At 68.5% G+C, this 21,922-nt stretch carries 18 protein-coding genes; 10 read left to right on the top strand and 8 right to left on the bottom strand.

The window, feature by feature from the left end; genetic code table 11:
- The first annotated feature begins 1 nt into the window (after position 1).
- Complete coding sequence (locus ACFORO_RS36215; RefSeq protein WP_377871827.1) at positions 2-1,660, top strand: TRAFAC clade GTPase domain-containing protein; 1,659 nt, start codon at positions 2-4, stop codon at positions 1,658-1,660.
- Positions 1,657-1,848: a hypothetical protein gene (locus ACFORO_RS36210; protein WP_377871828.1), complete on the top strand. Its 192-nt coding sequence runs from the start codon at positions 1,657-1,659 to the stop codon at positions 1,846-1,848. Before ACFORO_RS36215 ends, ACFORO_RS36210 begins: the two co-directional genes overlap by 4 nt.
- A gap of 72 nt (positions 1,849-1,920) precedes the next feature.
- Here ACFORO_RS36210 and ACFORO_RS36205 read toward each other — a convergent pair whose 3' ends face one another.
- Genes ACFORO_RS36205 through ACFORO_RS36190 form a run of 4 tightly spaced genes read right to left on the bottom strand, consistent with a single transcriptional unit; the run spans position 1,921 to position 8,620 of the window.
- Positions 1,921-3,531: an Hsp70 family protein gene (locus ACFORO_RS36205; protein ID WP_377871829.1), complete on the bottom strand. Its 1,611-nt coding sequence runs from the start codon at positions 3,529-3,531 to the stop codon at positions 1,921-1,923.
- A 22-nt stretch (positions 3,532-3,553) separates the two neighbouring features.
- Positions 3,554-7,414, bottom strand: coding sequence for a CHAT domain-containing protein (locus ACFORO_RS36200; protein WP_377871830.1), 3,861 nt, complete (start codon positions 7,412-7,414; stop codon positions 3,554-3,556).
- Between the two features lie 4 nt (positions 7,415-7,418).
- Positions 7,419-8,276: a hypothetical protein gene (locus ACFORO_RS36195; protein WP_377871831.1), complete on the bottom strand. Its 858-nt coding sequence runs from the start codon at positions 8,274-8,276 to the stop codon at positions 7,419-7,421.
- Complete coding sequence (locus ACFORO_RS36190; RefSeq protein ID WP_377871833.1) at positions 8,273-8,620, bottom strand: hypothetical protein; 348 nt, start codon at positions 8,618-8,620, stop codon at positions 8,273-8,275. The genes ACFORO_RS36195 and ACFORO_RS36190 overlap by 4 nt, the downstream gene beginning before the upstream one ends.
- 717 nt (positions 8,621-9,337) lie before the next feature.
- Here ACFORO_RS36190 and ACFORO_RS36185 point away from each other — a divergent pair.
- A complete protein-coding gene (locus tag ACFORO_RS36185; protein WP_377920284.1) occupies positions 9,338-10,102 on the top strand; it encodes a DUF4291 domain-containing protein in 765 nt (254 codons plus the stop codon).
- A 64-nt stretch (positions 10,103-10,166) separates the two neighbouring features.
- On the opposite strand, the gene ACFORO_RS36180 is transcribed toward ACFORO_RS36185, so the two are convergent.
- Positions 10,167-11,366 (bottom strand): citrate/2-methylcitrate synthase, encoded by a 1,200-nt coding sequence (locus ACFORO_RS36180; protein WP_377871834.1) that lies wholly within the window; start codon positions 11,364-11,366, stop codon positions 10,167-10,169.
- A 64-nt stretch (positions 11,367-11,430) separates the two neighbouring features.
- Here ACFORO_RS36180 and ACFORO_RS36175 point away from each other — a divergent pair, with 64 nt between their 5' ends.
- Positions 11,431-12,669 carry an MFS transporter gene (locus tag ACFORO_RS36175; RefSeq protein ID WP_377871835.1) on the top strand — a complete coding sequence of 413 codons (1,239 nt, stop codon included), beginning with the start codon at positions 11,431-11,433 and terminating at the stop codon, positions 12,667-12,669.
- 46 nt (positions 12,670-12,715) lie between these two features.
- Here ACFORO_RS36175 and ACFORO_RS36170 read toward each other — a convergent pair whose 3' ends face one another.
- The gene (locus tag ACFORO_RS36170; RefSeq protein WP_377871889.1) at positions 12,716-14,065 is read right to left on the bottom strand and encodes an outer membrane protein assembly factor BamB family protein; all 1,350 of its coding nucleotides are present in this window, start codon (positions 14,063-14,065) and stop codon (positions 12,716-12,718) included.
- 355 nt (positions 14,066-14,420) lie between these two features.
- Here ACFORO_RS36170 and ACFORO_RS36165 point away from each other — a divergent pair, with 355 nt between their 5' ends.
- The 4 genes from ACFORO_RS36165 (at position 14,421) to ACFORO_RS36150 (ending at position 17,655) form a co-directional block, all read left to right on the top strand.
- Positions 14,421-14,669 carry a hypothetical protein gene (locus ACFORO_RS36165; RefSeq protein ID WP_354747656.1) on the top strand — a complete coding sequence of 83 codons (249 nt, stop codon included), beginning with the start codon at positions 14,421-14,423 and terminating at the stop codon, positions 14,667-14,669.
- 162 nt (positions 14,670-14,831) lie between these two features.
- On the top strand, positions 14,832-15,689 hold the full coding sequence (locus ACFORO_RS36160) for a G1 family glutamic endopeptidase (RefSeq protein WP_377871836.1): 858 nt from the start codon (positions 14,832-14,834) through the stop codon (positions 15,687-15,689).
- Positions 15,690-15,855: 166 nt separating this feature from the next.
- On the top strand, positions 15,856-16,317 hold the full coding sequence (locus ACFORO_RS36155) for a hypothetical protein (protein ID WP_377871837.1): 462 nt from the start codon (positions 15,856-15,858) through the stop codon (positions 16,315-16,317).
- 180 nt (positions 16,318-16,497) lie between these two features.
- Complete coding sequence (locus ACFORO_RS36150) at positions 16,498-17,655, top strand: hypothetical protein (protein WP_377871838.1); 1,158 nt, start codon at positions 16,498-16,500, stop codon at positions 17,653-17,655.
- Between the two features lie 45 nt (positions 17,656-17,700).
- Here ACFORO_RS36150 and ACFORO_RS36145 read toward each other — a convergent pair whose 3' ends face one another.
- Positions 17,701-18,594, bottom strand: coding sequence for an NADP-dependent oxidoreductase (locus tag ACFORO_RS36145; RefSeq protein WP_377871839.1), 894 nt, complete (start codon positions 18,592-18,594; stop codon positions 17,701-17,703).
- A 92-nt stretch (positions 18,595-18,686) separates the two neighbouring features.
- Between ACFORO_RS36145 and ACFORO_RS36140 the strand changes: the two genes are divergently transcribed.
- Both ACFORO_RS36140 and ACFORO_RS36135 read left to right on the top strand, forming a co-directional pair.
- Positions 18,687-20,396, top strand: coding sequence for a CocE/NonD family hydrolase (locus ACFORO_RS36140; RefSeq protein ID WP_377896717.1), 1,710 nt, complete (start codon positions 18,687-18,689; stop codon positions 20,394-20,396).
- 17 nt (positions 20,397-20,413) lie between these two features.
- Positions 20,414-20,749 carry a putative quinol monooxygenase gene (locus ACFORO_RS36135; RefSeq protein WP_377871842.1) on the top strand — a complete coding sequence of 112 codons (336 nt, stop codon included), beginning with the start codon at positions 20,414-20,416 and terminating at the stop codon, positions 20,747-20,749.
- Positions 20,750-20,823: 74 nt separating this feature from the next.
- Here the strand turns inward: ACFORO_RS36135 and ACFORO_RS36130 are convergent, their stop codons facing one another.
- Positions 20,824-21,921, bottom strand: coding sequence for an alpha/beta hydrolase (locus ACFORO_RS36130; protein WP_377871844.1), 1,098 nt, complete (start codon positions 21,919-21,921; stop codon positions 20,824-20,826).
- Between the last annotated feature and the right edge of the window lies 1 nt (position 21,922).

The following is a 21,922-nucleotide window of genomic DNA, read 5'->3' as shown; positions in this document are numbered from 1 at the left end:
GGTGCCGCTTGTGATCGGACTCGTGTTCGGCTTGTGCGCGTTGTACTTCGCGGTCTGGGCCGCTGCCGCGGCGCTGATGTGGCTGATCCTGCCCGCACTGTGCATCCTCGTGCCCTGGGCAGTGGTCGCGGGCGCGCTGATGGCCGCGGCGATCGCCTTGCTGACGCTCACCGGCCACCGCGAGCCTCCCGAGACGATCACGCCCGACCTCGTCAAGGCCGGCCGCGACGGGAAACTGCCGAAACCTCGTGCCGCCGAACCATTCGGCAGGGACTGGGCCTGGCCCTCCTATTTCTCCGCACAGGCCAAGGTCGACCTCGCCCAGGTCTGGCGCACGAACCTCCGGGTGCTGGCCCAGGGCTGGCGGTGGATCCGGCGGATCACGGCTCGCGGCTGGCCCGCCCGCATCGCGGTGCTCCTTTTCGGGGCGCCGGTCTGGCTCGCCGCCAGCACTGGCGCGCTGGCGGCGACGGCCGCGATCGTCGGAACCGGCGGGCTGGTGCTGTTCGCGCTCTGGGTCTGCTGGTCGATTCCCGTCGTGGTCCTGCGGACCGGCGATCAGCTGCTGCGGAAGGTGCGGAACGCGGATGCCGGCTGCCAAGCGTGCTACCACGTGAACACGTTGCCCGCCTTCGCCTGCCCGGTGTGCGAGCGGCTGCACTGGGATGTCCGGCCGGGCCGGCTGGGCGGCCTGTGGCGGCGCTGCGGTTGCGGCACCCGGCTGCCGACCGCCGTGGTACGCGCCGCCAGCCAAGGCACGCCGCGGTGCCGACGGTGCCGCGAGCCGCTGCGAGACGGAGCCGCCGTGGTCTCGGACATCCGGTTGCCGGTGTTCGGCCCGGTTTCGGCAGGGAAGACCCGGCTCGTCTACACCGGTTTGCTCGCGCTCCGCGACGGAGTCGCAGCGGACGGCGGGGCGCTGGAATTCGCCGACCCCGAAAGCCGCCAGACGTTCGACCACGCAGTGGCGCTGATCGGGGCGGGCGGGGACACCACCAAAACGCCGACGGGCGAACTGCCGCACGCGATCACGGCGAATCTCGTTAACGGCCGGCGCCGCGCCTTGCTGCACCTGTTCGACGCGGCAGGCGAGTACTACGCCGATCGCGAGGACAACACCGCGCTGGAGTTTCTCGACCACGCACAGGGTCTGGTGCTGGTGATCGATCCGTTCTCCGTCCCCCGGGTGCGCGATCAACTCAGCGGCGGGGAGTCGGAAAAACTCATCGCCATGGCGAGCCCCGCGGCGGAAGAGCCGGAACGGGTGTACCGCGTGACCTCGCAACGACTGCGCGACTATGGGGTGGCCACCGGCAAACAGCGGCTCGCGGTCGTCGTCGTCAAAACCGATCTGCTCGCCGGTTCGGCTCCGGCCAGGGATCTCGCGCCGGGACGCGTCCGGGAGTGGCTGGTCGAAGCGGGTCTGGACAACCTCGTGTTGTCCGCGGAACGGGACTTCGGCGAAGTGCGCTACTTCGCGGTGGCTTCGCTGTCCGGGATCCAAGCCGGCGACCCGCGTTCGCCCGCAGGCCCGTTCGGCTGGCTCGTGTCCGGCGCCGGGTTCCGGCTGTGGTCCGGCTCCGCCTCCGCCGGGCTTCCGTCGCACGAAGGCCGCACCTCGCAAGAGCCGGTTGAGAAGGAACAGGAGAAAACCGGATGACCACACGGAAAGACCTGCCGCACTCCTACCGGGTCTACCGCGGAGTCCTGATCCTGGTCGTCCTGGCTCTGCTGGGCGGGTTCGCCGTCGTGCTGGTCGAAACCGCCCCTCAGCTCTGGGAGGGCGTGCTCGCGGTGATCCGCGGCTTCCACAGCGGCTGGTCGGGACTGAACTGGAAACCGGCCTGATCGACGGGCTCCCCGGTGAGGGCACCGGGGCTCCCGTCGCGGTGCCGTCCGCTTGCCGGGGCCGCGCTCCGCTCAGCCTCGAACGTCGTGCCGGGAGATGCCGGTGCGCGCGGCAGCCAGTTCCTGCCTGCTCATATTGCCGATCTGCAGATCGAACCGCACCTCCGCGCCGGAGGACGTTTCTTCGGCGTGCACGGTGAGCTTCCCGGTCTCGGACATGAAAAAAGTGACCTCGAACGGCGAACCCGCCGGCCTCGGCGGCAAATTGCGCAGCAATCCCCTGCCGATCCGGACGTTGTCGGACACCTCGTCCGATTCGTCCTGGCTCGTTTGCTCCCACACCTCGATCTCGACCATGCGCTGGTTGTCCACGGCCACCGCGAACGGGTACGGCCCGGTGTCCGCGGGGAGCGGGGTGTTCGCGGGCAGAAGGTGGACGATCATCTGGCGGGCGTGCAGGGGATCGGTCATCGCCAGCGGATCGCGCACGTCGACCGCTTTCACCCCGAACGCCCTGGGCACCACGGCAGTGACGCGCTTGGCGGCCAGCGCCGCGACCCGGTCCTGGCTCATTCCCAGCTGATCGCCCACCCGGTTGGCACTGGTTCCCTGCTTGACCTGGTGCAGAAGCGCGTACAGCGCAGCGCCCTTCGCGACCGCGAGGTCCGGTTCCTGATGCCTGGCCCGCAGGCCCAGCCGCTGTTGCAGCCGCTGCGCGACGGCAGGCATCTTCGACATCCCGCCGACCAGCACAACGTCGTCGAACTGGTCCACTCCTTGGCGTTTCGCCGCGGCGACAGTGTTCGCGGTGATGTCGACGACCCGGTCGAGCAGGTCGGCGGTGAGCTCCTCCAGCTTCGCCCTGGTCAGCTCCACCCGGACCGCCGCACTCGCGAAGTGCAGGGCCGTCCGCCGGCTCTCGACCTTGCTGAGATCCTTCTTCAGCTGTTCGGCCGTGCTCGCGAGGTCCTGCAAGAACGGTTCGTCGCGAGTGGGGTCCAGCTTCGGGTTCTCGTCGGTGAACCGGGACAGCAGATACGCCTCGATCCGCTCGTCCCAGTCGGCTCCGCCCAGCCTGCCGTCGCCGTCGGTGCACAACACCCGGACGTCGTCGCCGTCCAGGCGGATCACCGTGGTGTCGTAGGTGCCGCCGCCGAGGTCGCATACCAGCAGGTGGCGAACGCCGGTCGCGGAGTCGAGCGCCTGGTAGTTCAACGCGGCCGCGACGGGCTCCGCGAGCACGTCGAGCACGGTCAGGCCAGCGATTTCCCCTGCCCGCCGGGTGGCTTCCTTCTCCGAGATGCCGAAGTAGGCGGGCACGGTGATCACCACGTCGCGAACGGTGCGTCCAGTCGTCTCGTGGACCGAGCGCACCAGTTCGCGCAGGATCAGAGCGGCGATCTCCTCCGGCGAGTATTCCTTGCCGTGGTAGGTGCCCGCGACATCCTGTTTGCCGATCATCCGCTTGGTCAGCTGCGCGACCAGATGCGGTGCGAGAACAGCGGAGTTCTTGGCCGAGGTTCCCACCGTGACCTGTTCCGGCGCGTCGAAGTAGACCACCGAAGGAGTGGTGTCCTCCCCGAGGCAATTCCGCCCGATCACGGCTTTGCCCGCGGAATCCACCCAGGCCACGCAGGAATGCGTCGTGCCGAGGTCGATGCCGTAGGTCGTTTCCGCGGGCATGAGCACACCTTCCGTATGGGGATCAACTGCCTTGGTAAGCGAACGCGGCCCAGCTGCCGATCGCCGCGAGCGGAGTGGCTGCGACCTCGCCTGCGAGCAGCCCGCCGACGCCCGGGGGCAACCGCCGGTCCGGATCTAGCATCCACAGCTGGGTCGCGCGGAGCGCGACGGCCGGGCTGGGGTATCCCGAATTCAGGTAGTGGTGGAACATGATCATGAACAGCGCGGTCGTCCGATCCCTGACCGGCCAGCGCGCGCCCACCACCCCCGCGGCTCCCCCGGCGAGGAACGCGGTGGCCAGCGTCAGCGCTTCGTCGTGCGCGGTTTCGGTCAGGTCGCTCGCGCAGGCAGCGAGCACGACCAGCGCGCCCGGCGAATCCGCCGGGCGGGCAGCTGCCTGGCTGAGCACGTCCCGCACGTGCAGCCGCCGGTCGCCGTCGAGGACCAGATAGGAATCGATCGGAGGGTCGGCCCGGTACGCGTGGCAGCTCAGGTGCAGCATCGACGCACCGGCCTCCCCTTGCCGCGGCAGCTGGCCCCGCACCGCTTCCGGAGTCGCGTCAGGCCCCTGCAGCAGCACCGCGCCCGGATAGTAGTGCTCGTTGAGTTCGGCTATCTCCTCTTCGGCCCAGAACAGCACCCCTCCGGCCGATTCCGCCTCCGCGGCCTCGGCCAGCACCGGAGCCTCCGGCCACTTCCGGCAGCCGCGCTGGGTCACGTCCACGAATTGCCGCGCCGAAGCCGCGTACGAGACGATGGCGTCCTGGCAAACGTAGCGAACGCCACCGGTGACCTTTCGGCGGGCAGCGTGCCACGGCACCACGCCGAGCCGTCCGACCGGTGCGAGCACGAGCCGGACCGGCCGTGCCTGCCGAGCTCGCGCGATCCGTCCCAGCACCGGTTCCATCACCGCCGTCCAGGCCCAATCGCACAGGGCCGCGGCCGACTGCTCCCAGCGAGCCGTGGCGGCCACCCCTTCGGGCGTCTGCGGGTCAACCCGGTGAGCGTCCCGCTGGACTTGCTCGAACGCCTCGATTTCTGCCGCTTCACCGAGGTTCCGCCCAGGCAGCCGAAGCTCGCTCGCTTCGCCCTCAGCGGTCACGATCACCGCGAAGCCCGCGGTGTCATCGCTGCTCGGCACCAGATATGCGAATGCGGCCGCCTCCGCCAGCCGCAGCGAGGCCGCGATCTCGGCGACCGCGGGCGGCGACAGCAACTGCCGCTCGGTGCTGGTCCCCTCGATCGCGACCACGACGTCACGCCGCAAAGTGCTGGGAATACGGGCATCGGCAAGATCCAACGGTCGTTCGGCATCGTCCGGCCGCACCCGCTTCGGCACGCTGTCCATCTGCTCCTCCCAGCGCGCCGCGAGATCCGCGAAACCGTTGTCGCGCAAGAGCGCGGGCGCGTCCGCGTCGGCAGTCGCCGAGCGGAGCACCATGGCCCGGCCCAGTTCCAATGCCCGTACCGCCGATTCGTAGTCGCCGGCGGAGACGCACCAGCGAGCGACTTGCGCGGCCTCGCCGTCTGCCCGCCGGGCGATCTCGAGGGCGCGCCGGGCTCCGGTCTGAACCAGGACCTCCCGCATCCGGGCCGAGAGCCCGGCAAGCCCGGCGGAGACGGCACGAGCGGGGTCGCGCCGGTTCCGGTCTCCCCTGGCGGAATAGCACTCGCCCAGCTGGTTCAGCACCGCCGCGGTGCCGGGCAGCCCGGGCTGGCGGAGGGCCAGCAGGCGTGCCTGTTCGAATCGGACGACGGCGTTGTCGAGATCCCGCGGCTGCCGCCGGAGCAGATGCCGCACGCGGAAGCCGCCGCCGAGCGCACTGAGTTCAGCGACTCGTTCATGCGCTGTCTCCGACGGCCGGGCGCACTGTTCCGTCAGGAGGTCGATGCCCCGGTCGATCCGGCGGATGTCGCCGGTCAGGCACCCCAGGCCGAGCAGAGCCGTGCCGGTCTCGCTGTCCCAGTCCAGCAAGGATTTCTCGCCGTCCGCGGGCGGGTCCGCGAGTGCCGAACCCGCTGCGCGCAAGGCAGCCAGCCGTCGCGCCGTCGCCGGTCCGGCGCCGGGCTGCCCGAACGCCTCGCGAGCCAGGCTCATCAAGGACCGCATCCGGTCGAAACCCGAGAGCCGCAGCTGGTCCTCCGGAATCTCGGCTAGCGCGGCTTCCAGTTCGGCGATCACTTCGTCGTCCCACCGGTCGGATGGCGCCCCTGCCGTCCGCACCAGCACGGGAATCAGGCTCGCCACCCGCGCCATCGCGTGGGCCGCATCGATCGGCTTGCCGGTCGTCGCGGGTCCGGCGTCCTCGCGCCTTGGCATCCGCGGCAGACGGCCTGCCTCCTCGAGGTCCTCCAGATTGTCCGTGATCGCGTAGCGCTGTGTCAGCAACGCGCCGAGAAGCGGCCCCAGCAGGCTCTGCAGCTCGTGGTCTTCCGGCAGCTTCCGGGACGCTTCCTTCACGAGCGTCATCGCGGCGCCCAGCTGCCCGGCATCGCCGCGGAGCATGCCCTGGAAGGCCTCCGTCCAGCTGAGGAGCAGCGGAAGAATCCCGTTCTCGGTCTCCGTCGCACCGGGCCGGTTCATGCTGCCGCGCAGCAGCTCGTGTATTCGTTCCAGCGACGCAGCGGACTTTTCGTCGGCGGCGCGCACGAGCGCGGTCACCGTGAGGCGGGAAAGCGTGCGCACCCGGGCGGGGTGGCCGTCCAGTTCAGCGAGCGCGCGTTCCAGCTGCTCAATACCGACGGAGAGACCGGACCGGGCTGATTCGCCCGGCGGGCTCGCCACCTCCCCCAGCAGGTCCCGCACGAGCGAGCGCAGCGGATGATCGCCAAGTGCGGCCAGCGCGCCGAGAACCTCCTCGACGAGGTGCCCATGATCCCCGGTCTGCCCGGGCAACCGCAGCCGCTGAGCTTCGACTGCTGCCCGGAACGCGGCTATCGTGCCTGCTTCGGCCGAGCCAGGCTCGGTGTCCCGCTGTGCTTCGTCGAGGACCGCGGTCACGGTTCTCAGTTCTTCCGGTGACAGCGCGGCCGGATCCGGATTCCCCGCCAGTTTCGTGAAAGTGCGGAGAACGCCGGAGATGTTCGCCAGCGGTTCCTGGCCCGCGCCCGCCCCGGAAACCGCGTCGAGATGCCGGAGCGCGCTGCGAACGGCGTCGGGATCGGCCAAGCCGAGACGGTTCTCCCGGACTCGCTCGACGACGTCGCCGGTGATGCCGTCCAGGCCCGTGCGCAGCTCCGGCGGCCTCGCCCTGCCGAGTTCGAGCTGGGCGAGCATCACCCTGATCGCGTCGGCGACCGGTGGATCGGTGACCGGGTCCTCGACGGCCGACGTCAGTCTCCGGACAGCTTCGCCGTGATCGCCGGGCTCTCCTCCGGCGACGAGAAACCGCATGGCGTGCAGCAGGCCGAGCCGGTAATTCGCCAGCCGGACGGCATCCGGCCCGGCCTCGTCCGGCTGGCCAAGTCCGTCTGTCAAGGCGTCGATCGACTCGGAAAGCTCGGGCGCGGGTCCTTCCGGATCCCGCAGAATCCGGTGCGAGAGCGCCAGCCCGAGCCATAACGCGGGCAACGCGCTTTCCGGTTCCTGCCGGGGAATCCTGGCTCGCACTTCGCGGAGCAGAGTGATCGCGCGCTCCCGGTCCGCCGCCGCACCGCCGTTTTCCGCGCTGTCGAATCGGTCGAGATAAGCGATGCCCACCAGATAGGAGGGAAAGATCCGGTCCGGATGGTCCGGGGGGAGCGCTCCGACGAGTTTCTCCCCGGCGTCAATCACCGAAGAGCGGTCTATTGGTCCGCCCGCCGCGGCAAGCTCCACCGCTCGTTCGAACTCGGCGCGCGCGGAATCACCGTTCCCGGAGTCCGCCTCCCCCTCCTGTTTCATTGACTCAGCCGCCTTTGCGCAACAGCTTTGTGATGGGAGCACCCAGATCGTGGTGGAATCCGCCGTTCTGCGGACTGTCCGGCAGGGATTCCGCGAGCTGCACGATGTACAGGTCGACCGCGGCCTCGGCCAGAGCCGCGTACTGGTCGACGCGGTCGCGCGCCTGGATCCACCCGGTGCAGAACGTGAGCAATCCCGCCACCGCGGCCGGCCACCACACGATTCCCGCCCCGCAGTAGAGCATCCCCCATCCGCCCAGCGCCGCGGCGCGGTCGTACGCCGCCCGGGCCGCGACGAGTTCGGCCTTGACCTCCGCCGGGAACAGCAGCCAGAACCGTGGCCACGCGACGTCCAGATCGAGACGGTATTCCTGGTACACCACCGCGTCGACCCCGCACAACCGGTCGCCCATCCACGTGGGCCGTCGCGGTGCCGCGTATGCGTAGCCCGCGCGTTTGACCATCAACGGCACGGGATCCTCGGCACGGTCGATCTCCGCGGAAAGGCTGCTCCAGCGCTTCCGCCGCTTCTTCACCCGCCAGGACGCCACCCAGCCCAACGGGCGGGGCCAAGTACCCAGCCAGGCTCGATCTGCGGCGGCGGCGAGCACATTCGCCAACAGCCCAGCCGCGCCGGAGGCAACCAAGACACCGGCGATCAGCAACGCCGCGGCAGTGACGTTATGCGATGCGGTGGTCAGCTTTTCGGCCTGCCGCGCGGTCTGCGGCAAATCGAACGCGTGCCGCTGCCCCAGCGTCGTCCCGGCCAGCACCACCGCGACGAAGAGCAATCCGGGCAGCACGAGCAGCTTCAGCCACCTGTCGGCGAGCTGCTTGCCCAGTTCCGCGAAGAATCCGCTCACCCGCCACCTGTTTCTTCGAGGAGCCGTCCGCTCACGACGCACAGGGGCGGATCTTCGCCGGGCCGACGCGTCCACCGCCGGACGCACTCGCTCGTCGGGCAAGCGAACGACTGCGGCACCGGATGCCCGCCGACCGCACCCAGGAGTCTGGCGCCGCGATAACCGTCCGGCGGCCGAAGGTCCAGTTCCAAGAGCAGTGCGTTGACCCGGGGGCGGATCGGCTCGCCCGCTCGAGCGAGCGCGACGATCTCCTGAACTTTTGCTTCCTGTTCACGAGTCAACCGGGCCGGAGGCTCGCTGATCAGGTCGCACAGCAAGCCCAATGCCGAACGGACGCTGGTCATGGATCACTCCTGAGGTGAGCGTGGACCCCGGTGAAGATACCCGGAACCGGCAGGGTTCCGGCAAGCATAATCGCCATTGCCGGCCATGATGATTCGGTATCGGACGAGGTGCCCATGATCGCGGTGACCGCCTTGACAACGACGTCGCACCCAGTCGGTGCTTGAGCTCATTCGGCCGTCGCATCAGACAAAGCCGCCTGACCGCCAACAGAAACAGAAGCATTCACCTCGAACTCAGGCGAGGTTTCGACTCCGGGTGCCTCGACGAGGAATCTGCCAGCCGGGGCACCCGAGGTCAGTTCAGGACAGGCCTCACGGCGACCCGCCGGGCATGCCCGACTCGAGATCTCCGGCATACATCTTCACCAGCCGAACTCCTCGTCGAATCGTTCGGACAGTGAGCGCCGCGCCGCCGGGCGGGCTCCAAACACCTCCGCGACCGGCGAAACCCCAAGTTCTAGTCAGCGCGCCCGCCACGCTGACGTGCCACACGGCAATCGACTCCACGGGCAACGGAGCAATCACACCGCTCGAAGTCCGCTGCCAAGACGAGTTCCTGGATCGACACGTAGTCGAACTTCCCCGTCGGACAACACGTCTGACCACCGCCGTTCACCCTGTTCGGGCCGGACGGCACGCTAGAGCCAATTTTCAAGCGACACAGCCATTGCGGGCGAGGCACAATGAGTCTCACGGTACGACCGCGGAGGAAACAACGTGTCTGGTCAGCTCAATCCCAACCAGCTTCGCGATCTGCGGACCCAGGCTGGCCTTGTCACGGACAACGGGGCAGCCGAGGTCGCGACGACGGACGCGCCACGATCATCGTCTGACCTCGGCTCGTCGCAGGCGAAGCATGAGCCAAGCGCGCCGCGCCGTGACGTACGGGCTGGCTTCACAGACCAGACCGTCACGGTTTACCAGGCGTATTCGCGGGAAATAGGCGACGTGGCAGTCGAATCCCAGACGTTCGCGGCGCCGTTCAAGCGCGAGCGGATGACCTGGATCAAGCCCTCGTTCCTCTGGATGATGTACCGGTCGGGGTGGGCGACCAAGCCTGACCAGGAACGCATCCTGGAAATCCAGATCACCCGGGACGGCTTCGAATGGGCGCTCGCCCACGCCGTCCTCAGCAGCTACGAATCCGGCACCTACGCCAGCCAGCGGCAATGGGCTGAGCGCAAGGACGCCAGCCCGGTCCGCATCCAGTGGGATCCCGACCGGTCGGCGACCCTCGCTCCGCTCAACCGGCGCGCCATCCAGATCGGGCTGTCCGGCGAGGCTGTCGACCGGTATCTCGACCAATGGATCACCAGGATCACTGACATCACCCCGCTCGCCGCGCGTGTGCACCGCTGTGTCAGCTCCGGTCGGCTCGACGCCGCCCAGGAAGAACTGCCGATCGAACGAATCTATCCCGTGCCCGCGTCTGTTCTCGGTCTCATCGGGGCGAGCGAGCCTCAGCTCAGCGAGTTCTCATGAAGCTGCCGCGACAACCAGTCCGTGCCAACCGAGGCAATCGGACGAAACCGTCAGCACGGCCGTCTCAGCGGCGGCGGGGTCGCGATCCGATGTAGACCGCACGAGGCCGTATCCGCGACGGTCGCTCGTAGGCTTCGGCCGCGTGGGCGAGCCAGCCTGCCGTCCTGGCCACTACCACCAACCCCGTCGAAGCTTCCTCAGGCCAGCTGTGGAGCCAAGTCAGGGCACCGAGCGCGAAGTCGATATTGGGTTTGGGCAGGCCGCGCCGGGTTGCCGATTCCCTTACCGTCCGTACGAGGTTCAGACGGTCGCTCTCCTCGTGGACGCGCTCGAGAGCGGCCAGCAGATGCGGGGCACGGGGGTCGAAGCCGGTGTACACCGGGTGCCCGAATCCTGGCAGCGCACCATCGCGCCGCGCATTTGATTCCACAGTGGACAGTCCTTCTTCCGCGACCCGGCGCAGCATCCGGTGGACGTCGCGGGCGGTCCCGCCGTGATCGACTGCTCGCATGGCCTGAATTCCGATGTCCACGGCGGAGTAGGGATCCGCGCCGGCAGTGGCCGCGACCCGGGACGCGAAGGTGGACGCTGCGAGCTCGTGATCGGCCAGCAGGCATAGGGCCAGGTCGACCGGTGCCGAAGGAACGGGGTTACCGCGGGCGAGCTTGTCGGTGATGGTGGCCGCGACCGAGCCTGGTGCCGGGTGCGGGTCTGCGTGCGCGGAGATCGCTGCGGCCATGGCTGGGATGAGTCGCCTGCCGACGTCAGCGACAGCGGCCGGTCCCCGGTCAGATCGTGCCGGATCCAGCATGCCCAGGACCGATACCACCGTGCTCATCCGGTCGAGTAAGCCTGCGGTCTCGGGAAGCGCGGTGAGCACGCGGGCAGTCTCCCGCCGGTTCGCGTTCGGCCAGAAAACCGGGCCAGACGGTAAATCCGCGGTCCAGAGCAGCTCCGCGACGTTCTCGAAACCCTGGTCCAGCAGGTCCTCGATCGGGTAGCCGCGAAACGCCAGCGCGCCGGCCGGTCTGAGGTCGGCGACGGCGGTCTCGACGCGGATCTCGACCCGACCGGCTCGTTCTCGTTTCGCCGTCCGGTCGGCGAGCGCCTCGACCTGTGCTCGTTCGTACTGGGATCGACGGCCGCCACCGCCGCGCACGGGCCGCGAAGTCAGGACGCCCCGGCTCGCGTAGGCGTAGAGGGTCCGCATGGTGACGCCCAGTCGATCCGCGGCCTCGGCAGCAGTCATCCACTCGCCGTCCATGCCAGGACCATAGTGAACTCAATCAACGTTGACAACATTGATTGTCGCTGGTCAGAGTCGTCACATGGCCAAAGCGAACAAGGGTGTGCGACAGCCGCGCAGGGGCGGACTCGGGCCACGTTTTCTTGGCTTATGGTGCTCTACCGCGCTCTCCGACACGGGCAACGGCATTTTCCTTGTCGGCGCGACACTCCTCGCCATCCACACGTTGGAAAGCCCTTCCCTCGTAGGGCTTCTCCTCACTCTGGCGACAATTCCGTGGCTTGTCGCGGCCATCCCCGCGGGAATCGTCGTGGATCGGATGGACGGGCACCGCGTTATCCAGATCGCCAACCTCGTGCGTGCGGGAACAATGCTCGCCGTCGGCGTCGCCAGCGCTACTGGACACATTTCCGCGGTGGTTCTCGTCGTAGCTGTCTTTATTTCCGGGGTACTCCAGACTTTCGTCGACGGTGCGGCAGAAGCACTCGTCCCCGAACTCGTCGACAGCGACCGGCTCTCGGACGCGAACGGTGCGTTGTCGGTGTCGACCCGGGTCTTCTACCAGTTCCTCGGGCCCCCGATCGCCGGTCTGACCTACGCGCTCTGGCCATCGGCACCGGCGCTGCTCTCCGGCCTGCTTTGCGGGGTCTCGACGTTGTGCATCGCCGCGGTACGGCAGCCGTGGCCTCATCGGCGTGGCGGCCGGGGCAAGGTCGACTTCCGGAGCGGCCTGCGGGTCGTGGGCCGGAACCGGATTCTCAAAGCCGCTATCGCCATCAGTGGCGTCACCAGCATCGCCAACGGCGTCTATCTGACTGTCTTTGCCGTCTATGCCAACTCCGACACCGGTCTTGGCCTCACTCCGGCGACTTATGGAGTGCTTACCGGTCTCGTCGGCGCCGGGGCAGGAGTGGGGGCCTGCCTTACGGGCCGGGCTGAACGGTTGTTCGGAGAGGTCCTCACCATGCGGCTCACCCGGGTCGGCTGGGCTCTGCTGTTTCTCAGCCCGTTGCTGCGCTCTCCCTGGCTCATCGCGCCCGTCATGGTCGCGGGAAGCGCGTTCGGGGCGATGTGGGCCGTCCAGGCGATGAATCTGCGGCAGCGCGCCACCAGTCCTGGTCAGCGAGCCCAAGTTCTGGGCGTTTTTCGAGCTCTGACCTACGGAGCCACGCCGCTCGGGAGCCTCGCGGCCGCCACATTCCACAACACCGTCAGCAGTCAGATCCTGCTCGGTGCGGCAGCGGCTCTCACTGCCGCGACCATCAGCCTTGTCCCCAGCCGCGAAAGCCTTGCTGTGCACGGCCGCCGCGCCGGATCGTGAGATGCGGCGCGGCAGAACCCGCTCTGGTGAAAACGCTGAATCCGGGTCAGGCGCCGGAGACAGCCACCACGCCGGTCATCGTGCCTACGTAGGCGTGGTCGCCGGACAGGGTGGGAGAGGCGAAGTGCGGGAGCGTGCCCAGGTTGATCTGACTCCGCACCGTGCCGTCGGCCGGGGCCAGTGCATACAAGTCGCCCGTGTTCCAGTCCGCCACCCACACCGCGCCGCCGCCTACGGTTGGGGAACCGTTCGCGGAGACTGCGGCGCGCCAGACCACGGTGGGGGTGCCGGCCGCGTCGACGCGCACTGCGGCCGGGCCGTCGGTGCAGGGCAGGTAGGCGGTGTCTCCGCTGGTCGCGCTGCCGCCGAAGGACTGGCAGATGTCGGCCTGTGCCAGTTGTCCGCCGATGCCGCCGAGCTTGTCGTGGTTCAGCACGTATCCGGTGCCCCGTTTGCCGACCGCGATCACGTGGTCGCCGAGCAGGGTCGGGCTGGACGAGCCGAGATCGAGGTCCTGTGCGTTGTCGTCGGCCCAGGTGTCCGGGGCGAACAGGTCCACCCGCTGCAGCGCGGGCGAAAGGGCCAGCACGGAATCGCTGTCGTCGTAGGTCATGGTGGATTCGCCGTTGCCCACCGAATACAGCAGCCGCTGCCCGTCGACGACGCCGCCGCCCGGAGCCCAGATCCCGGCTTCCCTGGTGGTCGGGACGGCGTAGCTGATCGGGTCGGTACCGGCGGTGGTCACCGACGCGACCGAGCCGATGTAGTTCGCGCAGTCGCCGGCCAGTCCGCCGTAGGGCACATACACCCGGCCGTCGAAGAGGGTTAGCGCCGCGCGCTGCTGGTGAGCCAACACGTCGCCTTTCGGCGGCTCCAGCGGCGTGCGCACCTCCACCGCACCGGTTCCCGCGTTCACCCCGACCAGCACGTGCTGCCCGCCGGTGAGTTCGGCCAGCGCGTAGACCCGCGACGTCGCCTGGTCGTACACCATGGTGCTGGTGATGCCGAGCGGGTCGATGTTCCCGCACGGCAGCTCCGAGCGGCGCGCCGGTTCGCCGATATGGGCCGACCAGCGGGTCGCGCCCGTGGCCGGGTCGAGCGCGTACACGGTGTTGTTCTCCGTGGCGGCCAGGATTTGCCCGCCGACCACCAGCGGCTGCCCGTACACCGCACCGTCCAAAGTAGACTGCCAGGCGGTGCCGAGCGTGCCCAGCGGCGCGAGATCAGTGGCGTCGCCGGTACGCGCGTTGTCGCGGTGATAGGTCGGCCAGTCGCTCGCGGCGGCCTGCTGGAGATGACCGGCGGCCCCTGGAGATGCCTGCGCCGGTACCGGAGAGCCGATGATCAGCACGGCGGCTGTACTCGCGATCGCCGTGCGAAAGCCAGATTCGTTCATCACGCACCAATTCCCGAAGAGGGGGCCGATGACTTCGCTGGAATCGCAGTATCCCGCGCGGAACTCCCCCGCGACAGCGTCGAGCGACGCGGGCCGTCCAGGCTAACCGGCAAGGCCGTTCGCCTCCGAATCGGCGTTTCACCTGCTGCCGCGCAACGAAATCTTGCCGCGCCGCACCAGCCGGACGCGGACCGTTCGGGGACCTTTGGCCGCTGGTCCGGCCGCTGCGAGCGTGCCACACTGGGCGATCCTGGCAGCGAACCGCGCATTCCGGTTAAAACCGAGATCGTTTTCGAAATGACGATCAAGAGTCTCGAAAAGAGGCGGATCAATGACAAGTCCGCAAAATCGTTCAATGACGCTGGCGGCGACAGGGACCGCCCTGTTCGTATTCACCGGCGGCCTCGCGGGTGCCGCGACCTATCGGGGCGCGTGGGCGGGAGTGTTCAGCGTCAAGGCGAACTGCGACGCCTCGAGCGCGAGCCGGAACGACCCGCCGGATCTCCTGACCTATCCCTGCGAATACCACACCAGCGACCCGCGCAGCCCGAGCGGCGGCGGACAGGCCGGTTGGTATTACTTCTACCGCTACCGGACCGACTGAGCCGCGGAACCGGTGCCGTTCCGCGGCTGAATCGCCAGCGCACCCCGGAATGGGTCCTGGCCGCCGAGGCGGGATTCATGGCCTTCGGTCCGGATCTCCCCGCGGTCCGCGGCGGCATATCCCCTGGCGCACCAACGAAATCCGCCGACTAGGAGGAATCCCGTGCCGACAAACCGACCGCTGAGAAACCTGGCGAGAACGATCACAGTGCTCGCCGCCGGGGCGTTGCTTCCGCTGTCCGCGCCGCACCTGCCCGCGAAACCGTTGTCCGCCAACGCAGCCTCGGCCCAAGACCAGACACAAGTCGGGCCGCCAGTCCGGCCGCACGGAACTACCACGGTCACCAACTTCACCTCGAGGAACTGGTCGGGCTACTTCACCACCAACGCGGCCCACACGACCGATTTCCGTTCCGTGCACGCGCGGTGGATCCAGCCCAAGGTCGCCTGTCCGGCGAACAAGGACGCCTGGGTCGTCTCCTGGGTCGGCATGGACGGCTGGTGGAACGACGTCGTCGAGCAAGGCGGCTCTTCGGCGCGCTGCGTCAACGGCGTCCCGCAGTACGCGCTCTGGTGGGAGATGTTCCCGCACAACGACATCCAGCTCGCGAACCCGATCAGGCCGGGCGACCTGATCGACGCCAGCGTCACCTACGAAGCCGCGACAAAGAAGTTCCGCATCGTCGTCAAGGACCAGACGACCGGGCAGACGCTGATCCAGGTCCAGCCCTGCTATCCGGAGATGGGCGGATGCCCCCGGGTCAACGCCGAGGCGATCACCGAGACGCCGCTCGGCGGAAACGCCGGCGACGGCGTCTTCTTCCTGCCCAACTACGGGGCCGTGAGATACGAGCAGGTGTCCGTGACCGACACCAGCGGGCACGTCGGCTCTCTCGACAACGCCCATTGGGATCTCGGGCATGTCAACCAGGTCAGCCCGACGAGCGGCGTCACCAAGCAGACCGCACTGCCGCTCGGGCCGCGCGGCGCGTCCTTCACTACCGTGTGGGTGCACGAATAACGGCCCGTGCGGGTGGCGGGTTCCCTGCCCTCGTGCCGTCGTGGTGACCGCGTCACCGTGACACCGGAACGCGGCTCGGCAACAATCGTTTCCGCCGACGTCGGAAGAACGGAAAGTTCCCCGTTTTCCTGGATTTCTCCTGTGCGAACACGAGAAAGGTGGCGAGATGCGAAAGAACGTTGTCCTGCCCGTGGTGGCCGCGAGCGTCGCGGCGCTGACGATGAGCCTGACGTCCCAGCCCGCGACGGCGGTGCCGTTGCGCCCGTGCGGACCGCCGGCGGCGACCAAGGGCCACGGCACGAAGGGCACCCCGTTCACGCTCAAATCGATGTACGACGACGATGGCCCGCAGGAGGGCGTGGTGGTCGTCGGCGAGGAGTTCGAGATCCTGACCCAGGTTTCCGGCCAGGTGTGGGACCTCGTCTTCACCTACAACCGGAAACCGTTCTTCACCGGCAAGGACACCTCGAAGCCGAGCGGGATCCGGGAGGTTCGGATGACCCGGTACCTCGGCGGGAAATCGCACGTGGCGGCACACGCGAAGAACGAGAAGACCGGGGAGGTCATCGACGGCGCCGTCGATCTGCCGGTCGCGCCTCCGGGCTGCGGCAGGGGCGGCGAAGACTGACCTCGGGAAGATCCGCGTGTGCCCTGTGCCGCGGCACAGGGCGCACCGATCGTGCTGGGCGACAGCACGACAGAGCCGGACGCGCCGCCGCGAGTCGATCCAGCTTTCTGTCCTACGGCAGAAAGACCGCTGTGCGAAACGCGTCCGCCGGTGTCCACGTCATCTGTTCAAGGACTCATGATGCCCATCATTCTCCCCATTTTCACCGCACTGGCCCTGGCTTTCGCCCCTGCGACGTGGCGGGTCGTGCCCACCGCTGATCGCGCCGGGCAAGCCGAAGACTTCCTGCAGGCGACCTCCGCCGTGACAGCCGACGACGTCTGGGCGGTGGGGCACGACGCCGGCGCCCAGACCGGCGGCCTGGACCGCACCCTCGCCGAACACTGGAACGGCGGCAGCTGGCAGATCGTCGCCACCCCGAATCCGGACGGCGACTCCGACCTGCTGGGCGTCGCGGCGCTGACCCGCACCGACGTGTGGGCGGTCGGGCTGTCCCGTCCCACGCTCAACACGCTGGTCCCGCTCGTCGAGCACTTCGACGGGACTTCCTGGTCCGTCGTGCCCGTGCCCAGCCCCAACCCGGACCCGCCCACCGGATCCGGCCAGTTCACCGAACTCACCGCAGTATCGGCGGTCTCGCCGTCGGACGTGTGGGCCACCGGCTGGTTCAACGACAACCGCGGCCGCATCGTGCCGCTGTTCGAGCACTGGAACGGAACCGCGTGGCGCATCGTGGCTCCTCCGGCGCAAGGTCGGACCGCGCGGCTGCTGCCCCGGGCGATTTCGGCCCGGGCCGCCGACGACGTCTGGGCAGTGGGCACCGACAACACCTCGACCGAGATCGTGCGCACCTTTTCCCTGCACTGGAACGGCAAGGTCTGGTCCGTCGTGCCCACCGTCAACCCGATCCCCGGAGCAGCCAACGCGTTGTCCGCGGTCGTGGCCATCGCGCCGAACAACGTGTGGGCGGTGGGTGACGGCGGCGCGAACAACGCCACCGACGTTCCCCTCATCGAGCATTTCGACGGGCATTCGTGGACGAACGCGGTGCCAGCCAACGCGAAACTGCCGAGCAGGCTGTTCGGCATCGTGGCCCGGTCCGCTGGCGACATCTGGGCGGTCGGCGACCAGCATCCGTCGCCGGCAGGCCTGGGCACCACGATGATCCAGCACTTCACCGGCACCGCGTGGACCGCTGTGCCCGCCCCGGGCCCGGCTGGCAGCGCGTTGGCAGGAGTGTCGACGGTCGCGGGCAACGCCTGGGCGGTCGGCACCCGAGGCGCGCCTAACGGGTCCTGCTGCATCCGAACCCTGGCGCTTCAGACCGCCATGGCCTGAGCCGCGGCGGGGTGCCGCCGGTCGAGTCCGGCGGCGCCCCTTCGGTCAGACCAGAAGGACCCGGCGCCCGCGAGTATGTCCGGCCTGGCTGTCCGCGTGCGCCGCCGAAGCCTCGGCCAGCGGGTAGGACTTCTCGACCGGGATATGGAGTTTTCCTTGCGAGATCAGGTCTACCGTCTCGGCCAGCGCGTCCATCATGTTCCCGCCGACACCCGCGAACCGGATCCCCAGCATCGGGGCCTCCAGGTCGGCGATGGTGATCACTCGCGAAGGATCCCCGGTCAGGTCGAGCAGGCCGCGGATCACCCCGGTGCCGTTGAGATCCAGGGCGGCGTCGATCTGGCCTAGCTGGCGCACCCGGTCGACCCAGCCCTCGCCGTAGGTAGTCGCGATGGCGCCAAGGCTGCGCACATAGTCCTGGTTCGCGGCGCTGGCCGTGCCGATGACCTTGATTCCCCGGTCGCGCGCGATCTGCAATACCGCTGAGCCGACTCCGCCCGCGGCACCGCTCACCAGCAGCGTCTGTCCAGTTTGGACACCGACCAGCCGGAGGACGCGGAGCGCGGTCTCGACCACGGACGGGTACCCGGCCGCTTCGGCGAAGGTCAAGCCCGAGGGCAGGCGCGCCCAGGACGACAGGACGGCGAACTCGGCGTAGGTGTTCGAGCCTCGGCCCAGCACCAAGTCCCCGACCGCGATGTCGGTGACGCCTTCGCCGACCTCGTCGACCACGCCGGAGGCGTCTTGGCCGACGCCGGAGGGCAGGTCGATCGGGCGGATCCGCTGGAACTGGCCCTCTCGCGTGCGCCAATCGTGCGGGTTCACGCCCGCCGCTCGCACGGCGACGCGGATCTGGCCGGGGCCGGCGTGGGGTTCGGGCACTTCTGCCAGGTCAAGGACGTCGGGGCCGCCGTATGCGGCGAAGCGCACTGCTTTCATGCCGCCAACTTAACAACAACGGTTAGTGTTTTGCAACGGTTAGTGTTACGGTCGGCGGCACCGAGCTGGCTCCTATCCTGATGGGAGTAACCGTGTATCCACCGCGCATCGACGCTGGTGTCCAGATGAAGACCCGGGACGGCGTCACCCTGGTCGGCGACCTGTACCGCCCGGCCGCGGACGGTCGCTGGCCCGTGCTGCTGCACCGGACGCCTTACGACCGCACGGGCGTTTTCCGGGTGTCGGGGCTCGTCGCCGATCCGGTGTGGCTGGCCCGGCAAGGCTTCGCCGTGCTGGTGCAGGACAGTCGCGGGCGGTTCGGGTCCGGCGGCGAATTCGACTTCATCACGCAGGAATACAACGATTCCTCCGACGCGATCGACTGGGCCGCCGAACAACCCTGGAGCGACGGCAACGTCGGCATTTACGGCTCGTCCTACCTGGGCATGACTGTGCTGCAGGCCGTCGCCGCGCAGAATCCGCGGCTCAAGGCGGCGGTCGGGATGATCGGGACCGCTGACATGCGGCACACCGCGCGGCCGGGCGGGCTGTTCGAGCTGGGATTCCTGACGATGTACGCCTTGGGAATGGCAGAGGAAGGTCTGGACCACGCCTTGTTGAGCGCGGCCGAGCGCGAGCAGGTGCGCGAACAACTGAAGGAGGCTTTCGCGGACCGTCGTGCGGTGGTGGGCCAGTTGCCGTTGACCAGCATCGCTCCGCTTGACGACAGCCGGGTCGCGCCGTCGTGGGCGGATTGGCTGCGGTCGCCGCACGATCCGTTCTGGGACCGGCCCACGTTGCTCACCGAGCCCGAGCGGGTGGACATTCCGTTTCTGCAGATCAGCGGGTACCGGGACTTCACGAGCCCGACGCAGTTCCGGCTCGCGACCCGGTTGGCGGGCAACGAAAAAGCCGGCCTGATCGCCGGACCGTGGACTCACGCGGGCACCTACAGCGCGTTCGGCGACGTCGGCGCGCGGGTGTTGCCGAACGCGGCGGCCGGGGTGCCGACGTGGAGTCCGGTGCTCGCCGCGTTCTTCGACCGGCACCTGCGCGGCAGCGACGGCTCGGACTACCCTGCGGCTGAGCGGTATCTGTCCGATCGAGTCAGCTATTTCGTCGGCGGATCGAATACGTGGGCAAAAGCGCCCGCGTGGCCGCCCGCGTCGACGGTCGAGGAATGGACGCTTTCCTCAGACGGCCTGCTGAACCGCGAGGGTGGCCACGGCGCGGATACGTTCATCGCCGATCCGCAGGACCCGTTTCCCACCCACGGCGGGGTAATCGCGTTCGAGGGCGATGCGGCCGCGGCTCCGGGCGGAATTCAGGATCAGCGTGCGGTCGACGGGCGCGAGGACGTGCTCCGCTACACGAGCGCCCCGCTGGCCGAGGACGTGACGATCGCCGGGCAAGCCGAGCTGATCGCGTACGTCACCAGCACCGCACCGGACGCCGACATCTGCGTCACGCTGGTGGACGTCGAGCCGGATGGTTTCGCGCTCAACGTCGCCGAGGGTGCGCAGCGGGCCCGATATCGCGACGGCGGCGACACTGACTGGCTTGACGCGGAAGAACCCAGCCGCGTGACAGTTACTTTGCACGACGTCGCGCATCGATTCGGCCGCGGACATCGCATTCGGGTGCAGATCGCCGGGTTCAGTTTTCCGCGGTTCAGTCGCAATCTGCACACCCGCACGGTGCCGGAGTTCGGCACTCTCGACGAGGCGGTCGTCGCGCGGCACACCTTGCACCACAACGAAAGTTGTCCATCCGCGCTGCGCCTTCCGGTGCTCGGCGCATAAGCGACCAGGAGCTTCCTTTGTCTGAGATCGTTGTTATTGCCCGCCTCAAGGCCAAGGCGGACCGCAGTGCCGAAATGCTCGCGCTGTTTTCCGAACTGGTTCCCGAAGTGCTGCGCGATGAGCCTGAGACGCTGCGGTATGCCTTTTACGTCGAGCAGGATCCGTCGCGGGTGACGGTGGTCGAGAAGTATCCCTCGCGCGCTGCCCTCGAAGCGCACAACACCGGCGTGCTGACGAAGTATCTGCCGCGACTGCTCGAACTCCTCGACGGCGCACCGGAAACAGTCGAGCTGCGACCGGCAGAGCTTGCCGTCTCAGTCAGCCCAGACGACGCCGCCCGACTGAGCCTCTAGCACCGCTCCTCGCCTAAAGTACGTGAGGGGAACCCTGAGGGAATCTGATTCCCTCAGGGTTCCCCTCACGTACTTTAGGCGACCCCAGCGGCGGCGAAAGCCTGCTCCAGCCGCGGCAGGTAGTCCGCCAGGTCCTGGCCCCAGCACCCGGCCGTGTGCTTGCCCTGGCAGTTCGGTCCCCAGGTCTTGCCGTTGCCGTAATCCACGGCGTAGTAAGGATGTCCGGCCTTGTCGAGCGCCGCCCTCAGGTTCTGCTGGGCGGCCTCGGTGACCGACTCGGCGAACGCCGGTTCGTCGAGCAGGACGTTGATCGGATTGCCGTTGCCGGAGCCGGTGTAGAGCGAAACGCCGACCGTGGCGAGTTTCCCGGCGTTCACGACCGGACCGTGGGCCAGCGCGGCGGACATGTCGCCCGCCTCGTTGAGCGGCCCGAACGCGGAGTCGGTTGGCACAGCCGGGCCGAACCCGCTGCCGCCGGTGGTCTCGCCGGAGCCGGACGTGCCCGACATGGCGAAACCGGCGTTGGACAACGTGCCGCGGATCGCGGTACGGACCCAGTACAGGTTGAAGTCGATCGCGCCGGACAGCGAAACAGCCTGGCTGAACAACTCAGGCCGATCCTCGGCGTAATGCAGCGCGCCGAAACCGCCCATGGACAGCCCGCCGATGGCCCGGCCCGGCTTCGCGGCGACGGTGCGGAAGTTGGCGTCGATGAACGGGATCACCTGGTTGAGGTGGAAGGTTTCCCAGTTCTGCGCCCCGGCCGCGGTGTCCTGGCGGACCCAGTCGGTGTACCAGCCGCGGAGCCCGCCGTCCGGGATCACGGTGATCATCTTTTGGCTCGCCAGCATCGCGGGGTACGCCAGATATGGGTTGCTCGGATCGTCGCCAACGCCGTGCAGGAAGTAGAACACCGGGTAGCGCTTGGCGGTGTCGGTGTAATAGCTGCTCGGGACGATGACGCGGATGTGGTGCTGACCCGCGACCGCCGGAGTCGTCACGGTGAGGACGAAGTTGGTCGCGGTTCCTTGCGGGGTCCCGACTTGAGTGAGGCCGTAGCCGTCGGTCAAGGTTGGCACAGCAGGGGTGTCGGCGTGGGCGGGGCTGCTGAAGGCCAGCACCGCCGCGACAGCGGACACCAGGGCGCGCGTACGCGTAAACAACGGTCTCATG

Source organism: Amycolatopsis halotolerans (genome assembly GCF_042647905.1).
Classification (GTDB): Bacteria; Actinomycetota; Actinomycetes; order Mycobacteriales; family Pseudonocardiaceae; genus Amycolatopsis; species Amycolatopsis halotolerans.
This window is presented reverse-complemented; position numbering and strand designations above follow the sequence as displayed.

Excerpts from the sequence above, each read along its gene's own strand:
- ACFORO_RS36170 (WP_377871889.1), bottom strand. The coding sequence starts at position 14,065 with ATGAACGAATCTGGCTTTCGCACGGCGATCGCGAGTACAGCCGCCGTG.
- ACFORO_RS36165 (WP_354747656.1), top strand. The coding sequence starts at position 14,421 with ATGACGCTGGCGGCGACAGGGACCGCCCTGTTCGTATTCACCGGCGGC.
- ACFORO_RS36180 (WP_377871834.1), bottom strand. The coding sequence starts at position 11,366 with ATGGACGGCGAGTGGATGACTGCTGCCGAGGCCGCGGATCGACTGGGC.
- ACFORO_RS36155 (WP_377871837.1), top strand. The coding sequence starts at position 15,856 with ATGCGAAAGAACGTTGTCCTGCCCGTGGTGGCCGCGAGCGTCGCGGCG.
- ACFORO_RS36205 (WP_377871829.1), bottom strand. The coding sequence starts at position 3,531 with ATGCCCGCGGAAACGACCTACGGCATCGACCTCGGCACGACGCATTCC.
- ACFORO_RS36130 (WP_377871844.1), bottom strand. The coding sequence starts at position 21,921 with ATGAGACCGTTGTTTACGCGTACGCGCGCCCTGGTGTCCGCTGTCGCG.
- ACFORO_RS36200 (WP_377871830.1), bottom strand. The coding sequence starts at position 7,414 with ATGAAACAGGAGGGGGAGGCGGACTCCGGGAACGGTGATTCCGCGCGC.
- ACFORO_RS36150 (WP_377871838.1), top strand. The coding sequence starts at position 16,498 with ATGCCCATCATTCTCCCCATTTTCACCGCACTGGCCCTGGCTTTCGCC.
- ACFORO_RS36210 (WP_377871828.1), top strand. The coding sequence starts at position 1,657 with ATGACCACACGGAAAGACCTGCCGCACTCCTACCGGGTCTACCGCGGA.
- ACFORO_RS36190 (WP_377871833.1), bottom strand. The coding sequence starts at position 8,620 with ATGACCAGCGTCCGTTCGGCATTGGGCTTGCTGTGCGACCTGATCAGC.
- ACFORO_RS36175 (WP_377871835.1), top strand. The coding sequence starts at position 11,431 with ATGGCCAAAGCGAACAAGGGTGTGCGACAGCCGCGCAGGGGCGGACTC.
- ACFORO_RS36145 (WP_377871839.1), bottom strand. The coding sequence starts at position 18,594 with ATGAAAGCAGTGCGCTTCGCCGCATACGGCGGCCCCGACGTCCTTGAC.